Source organism: Kribbella sp. NPDC051620, from assembly GCF_044453825.1.
Taxonomy (GTDB): domain Bacteria; phylum Actinomycetota; class Actinomycetes; order Propionibacteriales; family Kribbellaceae; genus Kribbella.
Map to the genome: position 1 here is coordinate 794,315 of NZ_JBITDB010000001.1, position 12,062 is coordinate 806,376.

The following is a 12,062-nucleotide window of genomic DNA, read 5'->3' on the forward strand; positions in this document are numbered from 1 at the left end:
TCGTGCCGGCTGCCCGGTTGAGGGGGCTCGGGGATGAGGTTGGCCCGTCTGGCTACTGTCGGTTGGTTGGGTGGGTTCCTTGGTGGTCGACGATGAATTTGAAGCCGTGGCGGGTGGTCCATTCGAGGGCGTCGTCGGTCAGCCGGCGTACCTGCCAGCCGCCGTGGGTCTTCACCCGGTGGCTGAATCGCCGGAGCGGGATGAGGTTGTCGGTGTTGGTTTGTCCTGGTGGGCCGTGGGGTCTGAAGGGTTCGATGTGGTCGAGATCGATGGCGCGGCTGCTTTCGCCGGTGCCGTAGACGAACTGTTCGGCGGGGTAGCGGAGCTTGATATGTTCCCGGATGCGCTGCGGGATCTCGTAGGAATCGGCGGAGAGCCGGTCCCGGAGGTCGATGACGGGTTTGACGATGACGTCGCCATGGCCGATCAGCTCCTCCAGCCGGGTGACGAGCACCGGCCCGAACCGTTCGACACGGGCGACGCCCACACCGGAGAACAGCGTCTCGTCGGTGAGGTGGACGTAGAGCACGGTGCCAGTGGGTCGCCGCTTCGAGTTCTTCTTGATGGCTGCCAGCTTCCCGATCAACTCGCGACGCGCTGCACTGTCCAGACTGGGCGCGGCGTCAACGACCGCATCCCATGGCCGGCGCTCCATCTGATCGTCCACCGGTAGGTCGGGCTCATCAGCGTCGCTGTGGGCTTCAGGCGTGGGGTCTTTGGGTGCAGTACACGCCGCAGGCGACGTCGGGGTGGAGCTTGTGAGCCCGGTGGGGTCGGTCGTGGCGGGCTCGGCGGTGGGTGGGGTAGGCGTCGCCGCTGGGTCAGATCCGTTGGCGTCGCTGTCGCTTCCCTTGCTGTGGGCGGGCGTGGTCGCGCTAGCCCCGGCGGGGCTTTCGGTCGTGGGCGTCGTGAGGTGGTGGGCTAGTTCGAGGAGATCGGCGGCCAGGGCTGGGTCGGCGAGGATCTCCGCCGCTCGGACCCGGCGTTCGTCGATTCCGGAGGTGTCGCCTCGGGCAGCCAGGATCTGGGCGAGCTGGTTGATGGTGGCGTCGAGGCGGATGACGGTGCCGGTGGGGGCCTTGATGAACAACATCGTGGTGCCATGCTCGTCGGTGCGGCCGGCCCAGACTCCTCGCTCGCGGGCTTTGGCCTCGGCCTGGGCTTGGGCGGTGACGGGGTCGGCTTCCCAGAGGGCGGCTTTGACGATGTTGTGCAGGCGCAGCGGGCTGAGAGTGTCGACGATGGAGGCGACTCGGCGGTCGACGATGCTCGCGGCTTCCTCGGACAGTTCCCGGCAGGCGGTGGCGATGTTGCAGGCCTTCCAGGCGGTGGCGTGGCCTGATTCGACCTGGGCCCAGGTCCGCGGGAGGCGGTGGCGCAGCGCGAGTGCCTGGCCCATGAACTTGGCCGCCGAGCCGGTACTGCGGCCGATCATCACGCCGAACTCGGCGACCGCGAACTCCGCCACGCTCGGGCATCCGGATCCGCCGTACACCCTGCTCTGCTCGCCGCCAGGGACCGGTTCGTGATCGGACACGGTTGCCGGACCTGGATGGAGATCGGCGAAGTGGTGGGCGTGCCGCAGTATCTCGACATCGACCTGGTTGCGCAGGACATGCAGTTCGCCGACCGAGGAGAGCGTCTCCCGGGCCGTGAGATCATCGAGCACAACAGAGGCGAACATGTGTTCGATTATATACGCAGAGTGATCTGCCGCAAAATCGCCGCCGAGCAGATGTAGAGACCCGGCGATCGGCTCCGACCTGTGTTGTGAAGGCACCCACCAGGGGGAGCCCGGAGCAGGAGCGTGGAGCAATGGAGTCGTTGAGTCTGGTTGTGAACAGCAGGCTGGTGGCAGATGACGTTCGGCATTCGACGAGCGGGTATGACGAAGTACGGCGTACTGCGGATGAGGTGTTGAGGGTCCAGCGGCGTTCTCACCGTCTGTGGAGCGCTCTCTGGAGGAACATGACCGCGCATCGACCTCGTCTCGTGGCACAGTCCTCGGGTGACTGAAGGAATCGACACCGAAGCGAAGACAGACCGGTCCGCGAAGCTGCTGGCGGCGTACGACGACCAGTTGCGCGGCGGCGCCGAGGCGGCCGACGTACCGACGAGCACGGACGGACCCGTCATTCGGGTCGAGTACCCGAGCCGCGGGTTCGTCAGCTACCGCTCTCTCGCGGGGCTCGACGGCGCCGAGCTTGATGCGCTGATCGCCCGCCAGCGCGAGTACTTCGAGGCGAAGGGCCAGCCCGTCGAGTGGAAGACCCGCGGGCACGACCAGCCGGCCTACCTGACCGAGCGACTGATCGCCGCGGGATTCGTGCCGGAGGAGCGCGAGACGGTCGTCATCGCGGAGAGCGCCGAGATCGTCCAGAAACTGGCGGGTCGCGACCAGGTCGAGGGAGTGACAATCCGGCGTACCGAGGACAAGGCCGACTTCGAGCGGATCGCCGCGATGGAGTCGACCGTCTGGGACCAGGACTGGTCCTGGCTGACCGACGACCTGGTACGCCGGCACGCGACCGGCCTGACCGACATCTTCGTGGCGGAAGCGGACGCGACCGGCGAGGTCGTCTCGGCCGCCTGGGCGGTCTACAAGAAGAACACCGACTTCACCGGCCTCTGGGGCGGCTCGACGCTTAAGGAGTGGCGAGTCAAGGGCATCTACAAGGCACTAGTGGCAGTCCGTGCCGCCCGAGCAGCCGAACTCGGCTACCGCTACCTCCAGGTCGATGCCTCCGACGACAGCTCCCCGATCCTCCAACGACTCGGATTCCTCGCCGTCACCACGACCACTCCGTACGTACACACGCCGAAGAACTGATACACAGGAGGGATGCACCAACTTCGCGCATTGGGCATCTCCGCCGAGGCCGAGGCGATCTACCTCGATCTGATGACCCGTGGTGCGTTGAGTGTCGAAGAGCTCACCGCGAGTGGCGACACCGCCGGATTGGACGGGCCGCTGGGGGAGCTGGCCGCGATCGGGCTGATCGAGCGGGCCGATGGCAAGGTGTTGCCGCAACCCCCGCATCTCGCGATGGAGACGCTGGCGCAGCGGCGGACGAGAGAGGCCGATCTCGCGCGCGAGAGCGCGGCCTTGCTCTCGGATCTGTGGACCGCTGGGATCGGGCAGCAGACGTACGTCGAGTTGCTGCCGTCGGCCGAGACCGCGCGGGCCGTGCTCAACCACGTGCAGGTCGACGTCCAGCACCAGGTCCGGGCGATGACCGTGGGCAATCTCGCGTCGCCGGATCATCAGATCGTCGACGGGCTCTTCGATGCGCTCGGGCGCGGTGTCACCTACGAGGTGATCTACGGGACGCGGGTGCTGCAGGATCCGGCCGCGCTCCGGATGGTCCAGCTGTGCGTCGACGCGGGCGAGCAGGCACGGGTGTTTCCACAGGTACCGCTCAATCTGACCATCGTCGACGACCGCTGGGCGCTGCTCTCGGCGCGGACCACGGCCGGCGAGATCACCAGTACCGCGGCGATGGTCGTGCACCACTCGCCGTTCCTGACCGGTCTGGTCGGGGTGTTCGACGCGTTCTGGCGGATGGCCGTGCCGATCACCAGTGGAACGGACACGAGCGACGCGGTCGGAGCGCCGTCGCTGGAGACGAAACGGTTGCTCACGTATCTGAGCGCCGGTCTGACCGACGAGTCGATCGCTCGCGAGTTCGGCGTCAGCGAGAGAACCATCGCTCGCCGGATCAGCCGGCTCCAGGAGACGCTGGGAGCGCAGACCCGGTTCCAGCTCGGAGTACAGGCGTCCCGCCAGAAACTTCTCTAGACCAGAACCCTGTCGAGAACGCGAGATCGGTTCCGACGTAGCTGCTGAGCGACCCCGGTACGGAGACTGAGACCAAGGAGTGGGACCGATGAAGTACATGCTGCTGATGCACTCGAACAAGCAGGGCTGGGACGACATGCCGAAGACCTGGTCGCAGGACGACATCAAGGTGATGGTCGAGTACATGCACGACCTGAACCGTGAGTTGCAGGCAGCCGGTGAACTGGTGGAGGCGCGTGGGCTCGAAGGTCCAGACAAGATGAGGACGTACCAGGCACAGCCGGACGGCGAGCCGATCATCACCGACGGCCCGTTCAGCGAGACGAAGGAGGTGCTGGCCGGCTACTGGGTCGTCGACGTGGCCACCGACGAGCGCCTGCTGGAGATCGCCGACCGCATCTCCGTCTGCCCCGGCCCAGGTGGCCGTCCCGTCAACCAGGCGGTCGAGATCCATCCCCAGGGTGTCGCCCCGGCCTGACCGGTGGTCAGCCGAGTTTGGCGATGATCAGGTCGGCGACGGCGGACATGCCGGCGGCGGTCGGGTGGTACGGCGCGGCCCGACCCGGCCCGAATCGGAAGCCTGAGGTCCACGGCTCGGCCGAGCCCACCGCGTGCGAGAGCCCGGCTGCCGACGCTTCGACCAGGTCGGCGCCGGTGGCCTCCGCGGCCGTCGCGAACGCGCCGGCCAGCCCGTCCGCCATCATCACGATGCTCGGCAACTGCTCCTCGTTCAGCGGTACGTCAAGACGCGCGCGAGTCCCCGGGCCGACGACGGGCAGGTAGTCCACCAGCACGACGCGACTCCGGGGAGCGCGTTCCCGGACCGCGTTGACGATCTCGGTGAGAGACGCGGCGACCGCGGCGTACTCCGCCGGGTCCTTCAGGTAGCTGACCCTGGCCCGGATCCGGTTGGCCACCCGGCGGCCGAGCAGAGTGGCCGGTTTGGCGAGCGTGTTCATCAGGCTGCCCCGGATGAACGTGCCGATGTACTCGAGATCGTTGCCCCCGGCAGTGATCGTGACCAGCGCGGTATCGGGGCTCACGGCATCGATCTGCGGCGGCGCCTCGTCCTGCCGTTCACGCAGGATGTTCGCCGTCGTCGCGCCGGAGTACGTGACGTCGGTCAGCTCCAGGCCGAGCGCTTCGGCGACGAGCCGCGGGTAGTTCCGCCCCGAACGGCCGGCGGCCTTGTCGACGATCGGCTTGATTCCGGGGCCGGCGGCAAACGAACTGCCCAAAGCGACATAGCGACTGCCTGGGGTGATCACGGGCTGACGATACCTGGCACGATGAATTGTCACAGCCTGTCCGGCTGTGCTGTCAGTACTGTGACCAACCCCTGCGAAGAAAGGAATCACCCATGCGTGGAGCCACTCGGGGAATCCGCCGGACCGCGCTGGCCGGCATCGCCGCGGCCGGCCTGGCCCTGGTGCCCGCCGTCGCGGACGCCACCCCCGGCTCGGGCGTGACCGGCAAGATCATCAGCCAGACCACGGTCGGCGACACCGACTACATCCTGCGTGAGGTCACCATCGCGCCCGGCGGCAAGACGGGCTGGCACTTCCACGACGGCACGCTGTACGCCTTCGTTGCCCAGGGCACGCTCACCCACCCGGACGCGTCCTGCGAACCCACCGTCTACAAGACCGGCGCTGCCTTCGTCGAGCCCAGCGGTGCGAACCACACCCACATCGGCCTGAACCTCGGCAAGAAGCCCGTCGTCCTGGAGGTCCTGTACGTCCTCCCGCACGGCGCCCCGCTCTCCGAAGATGCGCCCAACCCCGGCTGCGACTTCTGAGTCTCTGACCCGGAAGGGCAGGCGATCCCTGCCCTTCCGGGCAGGCCTGGGGCGGATCGGACTAGCTGGACCAGCGGCCCCGGTGGATGAGGTCGGTGGCCGGCTTGCGGCGCTTGCTGAGATCGCGCGGCGGCTCGTCGGAGTACCCGATCGAGACGGCACCGATCGGCAACAGCCCGTCCGGTACGCCGAACTGCTCCCGGTACACCGCGATGCGTTCAGCCGGCAGCCCGAAGAAGCATGCGCCCAGCCCCGCGTCGACAGCGCTCTGCAGGATCAGCAGCGCCGACATCCCGGCGTCGACATCCCAGTACGGCACCGGCCACCAGTCCTCGGCGCGATCCGTGTGGCCCTTGTCGGGTTCGGCGTACCGGTCGAGGTAGGCGGCCTTGTTGGAGTGGACGACGATCAGCAGCGGCGCCTCGATCTTCGCCGCCAGCCATTTGTCCGGCCCCTCGTCCGGCGTCGCCGCTGCCCGGAAGCGGGCGATGTCGTCCTGGTTGTCGAGCACCAGGTACCCGAAGCCCTGGGCGAACCCGGCTGACGGCGCCCGGAGCGCGTTGTCGAGGATCCGGTCGACCACCTCCGCGGGCATCGGCCGCTCAACGTCGTACCGCCGGACCATCCGCCGCCGCCTGACCACCTCTTGAAATTCCATGCCGCAAACCTACCGACGCCCTCCCGCTGCGGCGACGGGATTGTCCACAGGCATACTCACCCGGGTGAATGACGTGTTCGGGGTCGGCGGGATCAGAGAGCGCGTGCTGGCGGCGTGGGCGGCGGCACCGATTCGGTTCAGGGAGGACGCCAACGCTGAGGAGGATCTGGCGCTCGGTGGATACCTCGATCGAGTGGTGGTCGAGCTCGCCCAGAACGCGGCCGACGCCGCGGCGCGGGCGGGGGTGCCGGGACGTGTGCAGTTCTCGCTGAGTGGCGGGACGTTGGTCGTGTCCAACACCGGTACGCCGTTGAGCGCCGAAGGTGTGGAGTCGCTGGCGACCCTGCGCGCGTCGGCCAAGCGCGACGACTCGGAGAGCGCTGTCGGGCGGTTCGGCGTCGGCTTCTCGGCCGTCCTGGCGGTGACCGACGAGCCGGTGATCCTGTCGCGGACGGGTGGTGTCCGGTTCTCCCGGGCCGACACGGCGGCCGCCGTTGCGGAGGCGGGCGTGCAGTCGCCGGGTCTGGCGACCGAGGTACGCCGGCGCGATGGTCAAGTGCCCATCCTGCGGCTGCCGTTCAAAGCGGAGGGCGAGCCGCCGGAGGGCTACGACACCGCGGTCATCCTGCCGTTGCGCGACGAGGCGGCGGCCGAGCTGGTACGCCGGTTGCTGAACGAAGCCGACGACGCGCTGCTGCTCGCGCTGCCCGGCCTGGAGCGAATCGAGCTCGACATCGAGGGCTCCGTGCGCGTACTCGCCGACGCCGAGTCCCGTTGGTACGTGCAGCGCGCGTCCGGCGTCCTCAGCGACGAGGACCGAGAGCACTTACTGGCCGACCGCCCCACCGAAGAACGCTCCCGCCCATATTGGTCCGTCCTCTGGGCCCTCCCGCGGGAAACTGCTGAGCTGCCTGGTGTGGTGCACGCGCCTACTCCGACCGATGAAGCGCTCTCTCTTCCCGCGTTGCTCTTGGCAACCTTTCCGCTCGACCCGTCCCGGCGCCACGTCGCCACCGGCGCGTTGACTGACCGCCTCGTCGAAGAGGCGGCGACGACTTACGCGGAACTCCTCCGTAACCGTGCCGAGGACGGAGCGAACGTCCTCCCGCTGGTTCCGATCGGTCTCGCCGCAGGAGCGCTGGATCGCGCTCTCCGAGAGGCGATCCTCAAGGCTCTGCCCAGCGCCCCTATCGTCCGAGCTGTTGAGGACGGCACGCTCCTGCCACCCCGCGACGCAGTCGTCGTCGAAGGCTCGGACGACGCGTTCAACGCCGTCCTCGCGCCAATCGTCCCCGGCCTGATCGCCTCGCCGCGTCAGGATCGGACCGCACTCGATGCCCTCGGCGTTCGTCGACTGGACCTGGCCGACCTGGTCGACCAGCTCGGCTCGGCTGCTGCGACGGAGTCTCCCGCGTGGTGGCACAACGTCTATGGAGCGCTCTCCGCGATGGTCACCGAGCCATTGCTCCGCGAGTCCCTCGGCACCCTTCCCGTCCCGCTGGCCGACGGCCGGCTGGTACGCGGCGTCCGTGGTCTGCTCCTTCCCGGCAACGAGCTGACGGCCGACGTACTGGCGATCTTCGGCGAGTACGGCGTACGGGTCGTGCATCCCGAGGCCGTGCATCCGTCGCTGGAACGCCTGGGAGCGCTTCCCATGTCGCCGCGGGCGTTGCTGGAAGACAACGCCGTAAGAGCGGCCGTCGAGCACTCCGCCGAGGCCGACGACCCCGATGTCATCGCCGAGGCCGTGCTCACCGTCGTCGCCGCCGACGTCTCGCAGGCCGAGGGTCTGTGGTGGTTGTCCGACCTCGTACTACGAGACGCCGAGGGCGAGCTGGTCCCGGCCAACGCCCTCGTCGTCGCCGGCTCGGACGCGGCCGCCGTACTCGATGACGAAGAGGTGGCGCCGATCGACAACGCGATCGTCGAACGCTTCGGCCTGCCAGCGTTGGAGGCGGTCGGCGTCCTGAGTTCGCTCGGGACAGTCTCGGCGGCAGACGTCATGCTCGACGAGTTGCCCGAGGCGCTGGCCGATCTCGACGGGATCGAGGACTGGGCCGACGACGTCGCGCCGGACGGCTCGCGGTTCGGGGTGACCGTCGGGGAGCTGCTCGCGGTACGCGACCTGGACTGGATCGTCGACGACGCCTGGCCGCGGGTGCTCGAACTGTTCGGCTCGTCGCCAGAGCTTCGTCGCGCGCTGGTCGAGACGGTGCGCGTGGTCGGGCCGGATGATCGTCCGCACGGCGCGCTGTCCTATCCGGCGTGGTGGATCAGAGAGCGCGTTCTGCTCGAGGACGGCGAGCCGCTGGCGGGACGAGCTGATCCGGCGGCGGACCCGGTCTTGGCGAGCTTCCTCGACAGCGCGCCCGAGTGGACCGCTCGGTTGGATCCCGAGGTACGGACCGCGGTCGGCCTGGTACGGGTGGTCAGCGATCTGGATGCGGCCGGCGTCGAGCTGCTGCTCGATCGGCTCGCGGATCCCGAGCGGGAGGTCGAAGAGAGCGCAATCCTGCGGCTGTGGAGTCAGCTCGGCCTCCATGAGGCGTATCCGGGGGAGACCCCGGACGACGTTCGGGTGCTGGACGGCAGCGGGGTCACCACGGTGATGAGCGCCGGTGATGCAGTGGTCGCGGATGCGCCGATGTGGTTGCAGCGTGGGGATCTGGGTGGCTTCGTGGTCGCCTCCGGAGCGGCCGCCGATGGGTTGAGCGACCTGCTCGACGTACCGATGGCCGGAGAAGTTGCCGAGGGCAAGATCGATGGAGAGGGCACCGCGGCCGACGTACCGGAGTTGGTCCGTGAGCTCGTCCCCGAGGCGCCGGCTACCTGGTGGGAACACGAGGAGCTGACCGTCGACGGCGTGGATGTCTCGTGGTGGGTCGACGAGGACAAGAACCCGCACGCCGCCACCTTCGACGGTCTGGCCAAGGCTCTCGCCTGGTCGTCCGGCCGCTGGGACCAGCGCCATGTCATCCGGGCAGTCCTCTCCGAACCGGACCGGTCCAGCGAACTCCGCCTGGACGCAACTTTCGACTAACCCTCGAGGCGGGTCAACAGCTCTGTCAGTGCGGGATTGTCGATGTCCGCGCTCAGCAGTCGTGCTGAGGCGGCAGCCGACGAGTCACCGAGGTGGGCCTGGTGGAGCTTGGCGCGGACCATCAGTTCTCGCATGTCGCAGCGCGCCGCCAGCGCCGCGAGTTGCGACACCAACGGCCGCGCTTGGTCGACATCGTCCCGCGCCAACGCCGTAGTACAGGCTGCGTCGAGGATGTGCGCGTGCACCCATTGGTAGCGGTCGGGTTCGCGGGCCGCGCAACTCACGGCCTGCGTGAGCCACTCGGCCGCGCCCGCATGGTCACCGCGGTCGGCGCTGAGCAGACCAAGGCCGCGGCCCGCCATCCCTTCCCAGCAAGGGTCGTTGAGCTGACACCCGAGCACCCACGCTTGCTCGAAGCCATCGGCGGCTGCGTCGAGATCACCGGCGTACAGGTCGAGTTCGGCGTTGAGCGCCTGCGGCCAAGGCAGGAAGGCGATCCAGCGTTCCTGCCGGACCAGATCGAGCGACTCCCGGACGATCCTCGCCGCCTGGCTGTACTCCGCGCGCAGCAGTCGCGCCCGGCCCATGATCGACAGCGACCACGCCTGCTGCCGCCGATCCCCACACCGCGCGGCCGCCTCGACCGACTCCTCCAAATGCTCGAAGGCGGCCGGATAGTCGCCCTGATCGGACGAGTTCATCCCGAGTACGCCGAGAATCGCCGCGTGCTCTTCATCCGTCTCCGCCAGCCGCTGTGCCTTGGTGAGCCAACTGCGAGCCGTCTGCCGCCGACCGGCCTGTACTTCGACGAATCCGAGCTCCCGATGAGCGAGTACCGACGTCCGGCGATCACCTGAATCCGAGGCAACCAGGATCGCCTCGTGCAGCACGATCGCGCCTTCTTCGTCATGACCACGGATCGCATGGACGAGAGCACCGCCCAAAGCCGCGAGAGCGCGACCTCGCAAGGCTTCGTCGTGACAGTGCTCAGCCTCAGAGACCGCTCTCCGAAGACACTGGATACCGGCATCGACCGCCCCTGCCGCGATCGCCGCACGCCCTGCCTCCAGCTGGCTCGCTGCTGCCGCCCGTCCGCCCAGAGCCGGACCCGCGATCCGGCCGGGGCCGACCTCGGACGCCTCTCGCAAGGCCGCGGACGGTCCCAGCCCCAGCTCGCGCCGGAGCAGGTCTTCGCAGACAGCGATCTGCCGGAGTGCAGCCGTCCGGTTCCCCGAGATCGCCAGGCTGCGGACCAGCAGCTCGTGGTTGCCCTGCTCCAGCGGATTCAGCGCCACAGCCTTTGACGCATAGGCGATGGCGTCACTTGCCCGGCCACTAGCCACCAGCGCCACAGCCGTCTGTCGCAGCCGTCCCTCGATCGCAGCAGAGAGCCGATGGCGCTCCACCAGCAACCAGGACTCGAACTCCGGGCAGGACGGAAGCTCCACCCCCTCAAGCAACTCACCACTGAAGTCGAGCAGCGGCGAGGGATCCGCCGAGTCTTCAGTGACGACCAGGACATCTACAGAGGTGTCCAGCCCGAGCGTGAGCACCAGTGGATCGCCAGTGATGACGTCCCCGCCGCCCAGCGCCCGCCGCAGCTCAGCCAGCGACCAGCGCAGGGCTCCCAACGGGTCATCCGCGTCCGCGAAGAGCAGCTCCGCCAACCGCTTGCGACTCGGCGGCCGGTCAGCCAGCAGAAGGTAGGCAAGCAAAGCCCACGTCTTGCGCCCGCGCGGCGGCCGGGCGGGGCCACCCGCCTGCTCGATCGCCGGCGCCCCCAGCAGCCTGATCTTGCTCATGCCTGTACCCCTCCCCGAACCTCAGTGTGGCGCACCGGCCGCCCCCGGGCGAGTGCCCAGCCGATGCGCCACAGGCCCGCGTCAGCGCCTGATGCCGACTGCTTCCAGGTACTCCGCGTATGCCGCGACAGTGCCGTCGTCGGCCTGGTTGAACTTGCGTGCCACCTCGGCCAGGTCAGCCGCGAAGGCTGCCAGGTCCGCATCGGACAGAGTCCCGGCCAGCTTGGTGATCGGTCCGTAGTACTGCCGGAACCACTCCGAGAAGTGCTCAGGCGAGTGGTACCGGAACACGTACGACCGCTTGGTCAGCCCGACCCACTCGACCCGGTCCCCGAACAGCTCGGTCAGGTGCTCCTCATCGCCCCACAACGTCGCCGGCCGTACTCCGGCAGGCGGCGGCGCCCACTTGCCGACCGTACGGAAGAGGTCGCCGATCATCCCGGTCGGCGTCCAACTGGCCAGCGCGATCTTGCCACCGGCCTTCGTCACCCGGCACAGCTCGTCCGCCGCCCGCTGATGATCCGGCGCGAACATCACGCCAACCGTGCTCCCAACCAGGTCGAACGCCTCGTCCGGTACCGGCAACTGCTCCGCGTCCCCCTCCAGGAACGTCACCGGCAGGTGCTCCGCAGCCGCCCGCTCCCGCCCTTGCTCGAGCAGGTTGACCGCGTAGTCGACCCCCGTCGCATCAGCGAACCGCCGGGCCGCGGCCAGCGCCACATTCCCTTGCCCGCAAGCGACATCGAGCACTGCCTGACCGGCCCGCACATCCGCCGCCTCGACCAGCAGCTCCGCGATGATCTGCAGCGTGTTGCCGACCCGGGGATAGTCCCCGGTCTCCCAACCGGAACGCTGCTTGGCCTTGATCGCCTCGAAATCAACCGCCGTCCCCGAAACTTCCGTACTCATCCACAGCTCCTCTACAACCGAAACCGCGCCCCCCAGCGACGCCACCGCCCTCTGCG

The 12,062-nt window shown here is 68.5% G+C and carries 10 protein-coding genes; 5 read left to right on the forward strand and 5 right to left on the reverse strand.

The genetic code is table 11. The features are described 5' to 3' along the window. Window positions 1–52 precede the first annotated feature (52 nt). On the reverse strand, window positions 53–1,684 hold the full coding sequence (locus tag ACIA12_RS03500; RefSeq protein ID WP_396365211.1) for a DUF222 domain-containing protein: 1,632 nt from the start codon (window positions 1,682–1,684) through the stop codon (window positions 53–55). A 324-nt stretch (window positions 1,685–2,008) separates the two neighbouring features. Between ACIA12_RS03500 and ACIA12_RS03505 the strand changes: the two genes are divergently transcribed. The 3 genes from ACIA12_RS03505 to ACIA12_RS03515 all read left to right on the forward strand — a co-directional run bounded on the left by ACIA12_RS03505 (window position 2,009) and on the right by ACIA12_RS03515 (window position 4,277). Next, complete coding sequence (locus tag ACIA12_RS03505; protein ID WP_396365212.1) at window positions 2,009–2,830, forward strand: GNAT family N-acetyltransferase; 822 nt, start codon at window positions 2,009–2,011, stop codon at window positions 2,828–2,830. A 12-nt stretch (window positions 2,831–2,842) separates the two neighbouring features. After that, entirely contained in the window at window positions 2,843–3,799 is a 957-nt protein-coding gene (locus ACIA12_RS03510) for a hypothetical protein (protein ID WP_396365213.1), read from the forward strand. An 88-nt stretch (window positions 3,800–3,887) separates the two neighbouring features. Continuing rightward, a complete protein-coding gene (locus ACIA12_RS03515; protein WP_396365214.1) occupies window positions 3,888–4,277 on the forward strand; it encodes a YciI family protein in 390 nt (129 codons plus the stop codon). Between the two features lie 7 nt (window positions 4,278–4,284). Here ACIA12_RS03515 and ACIA12_RS03520 read toward each other — a convergent pair whose 3' ends face one another. Next, the gene (locus ACIA12_RS03520; protein ID WP_396365215.1) at window positions 4,285–5,067 is read right to left on the reverse strand and encodes an SGNH/GDSL hydrolase family protein; all 783 of its coding nucleotides are present in this window, start codon (window positions 5,065–5,067) and stop codon (window positions 4,285–4,287) included. A 92-nt stretch (window positions 5,068–5,159) separates the two neighbouring features. Here ACIA12_RS03520 and ACIA12_RS03525 point away from each other — a divergent pair, with 92 nt between their 5' ends. After that, window positions 5,160–5,597: a cupin domain-containing protein gene (locus ACIA12_RS03525; protein WP_396365216.1), complete on the forward strand. Its 438-nt coding sequence runs from the start codon at window positions 5,160–5,162 to the stop codon at window positions 5,595–5,597. A 61-nt stretch (window positions 5,598–5,658) separates the two neighbouring features. Here ACIA12_RS03525 and ACIA12_RS03530 read toward each other — a convergent pair whose 3' ends face one another. Then, entirely contained in the window at window positions 5,659–6,255 is a 597-nt protein-coding gene (locus ACIA12_RS03530) for a nitroreductase family protein (protein WP_396365217.1), read from the reverse strand. A 64-nt stretch (window positions 6,256–6,319) separates the two neighbouring features. On the opposite strand from ACIA12_RS03530, the gene ACIA12_RS03535 reads away from it, so the two are divergent. Continuing rightward, a complete protein-coding gene (locus ACIA12_RS03535) occupies window positions 6,320–9,295 on the forward strand; it encodes a sacsin N-terminal ATP-binding-like domain-containing protein (RefSeq protein ID WP_396365218.1) in 2,976 nt (991 codons plus the stop codon). On the opposite strand, the gene ACIA12_RS03540 is transcribed toward ACIA12_RS03535, so the two are convergent. Together ACIA12_RS03540 and ACIA12_RS03545 are read right to left on the reverse strand one after the other, a co-directional pair. Continuing rightward, window positions 9,292–11,097, reverse strand: a complete 1,806-nt coding sequence (locus ACIA12_RS03540; protein WP_396365219.1) for a tetratricopeptide repeat protein — start codon at window positions 11,095–11,097, stop codon at window positions 9,292–9,294. The genes ACIA12_RS03535 and ACIA12_RS03540 overlap by 4 nt on opposite strands. A gap of 81 nt (window positions 11,098–11,178) precedes the next feature. Further along, complete coding sequence (locus tag ACIA12_RS03545; protein WP_396365220.1) at window positions 11,179–12,006, reverse strand: class I SAM-dependent methyltransferase; 828 nt, start codon at window positions 12,004–12,006, stop codon at window positions 11,179–11,181. Window positions 12,007–12,062: the final 56 nt, after the last annotated feature.

Excerpts from the sequence above, each read along its gene's own strand:
- ACIA12_RS03500 (WP_396365211.1), bottom strand. The coding sequence starts at position 1,684 with ATGTTCGCCTCTGTTGTGCTCGATGATCTCACGGCCCGGGAGACGCTC.
- ACIA12_RS03510 (WP_396365213.1), top strand. The coding sequence starts at position 2,843 with ATGCACCAACTTCGCGCATTGGGCATCTCCGCCGAGGCCGAGGCGATC.
- ACIA12_RS03515 (WP_396365214.1), top strand. The coding sequence starts at position 3,888 with ATGAAGTACATGCTGCTGATGCACTCGAACAAGCAGGGCTGGGACGAC.
- ACIA12_RS03525 (WP_396365216.1), top strand. The coding sequence starts at position 5,160 with ATGCGTGGAGCCACTCGGGGAATCCGCCGGACCGCGCTGGCCGGCATC.
- ACIA12_RS03530 (WP_396365217.1), bottom strand. The coding sequence starts at position 6,255 with ATGGAATTTCAAGAGGTGGTCAGGCGGCGGCGGATGGTCCGGCGGTAC.
- ACIA12_RS03540 (WP_396365219.1), bottom strand. The coding sequence starts at position 11,097 with ATGAGCAAGATCAGGCTGCTGGGGGCGCCGGCGATCGAGCAGGCGGGT.
- ACIA12_RS03545 (WP_396365220.1), bottom strand. The coding sequence starts at position 12,006 with ATGAGTACGGAAGTTTCGGGGACGGCGGTTGATTTCGAGGCGATCAAG.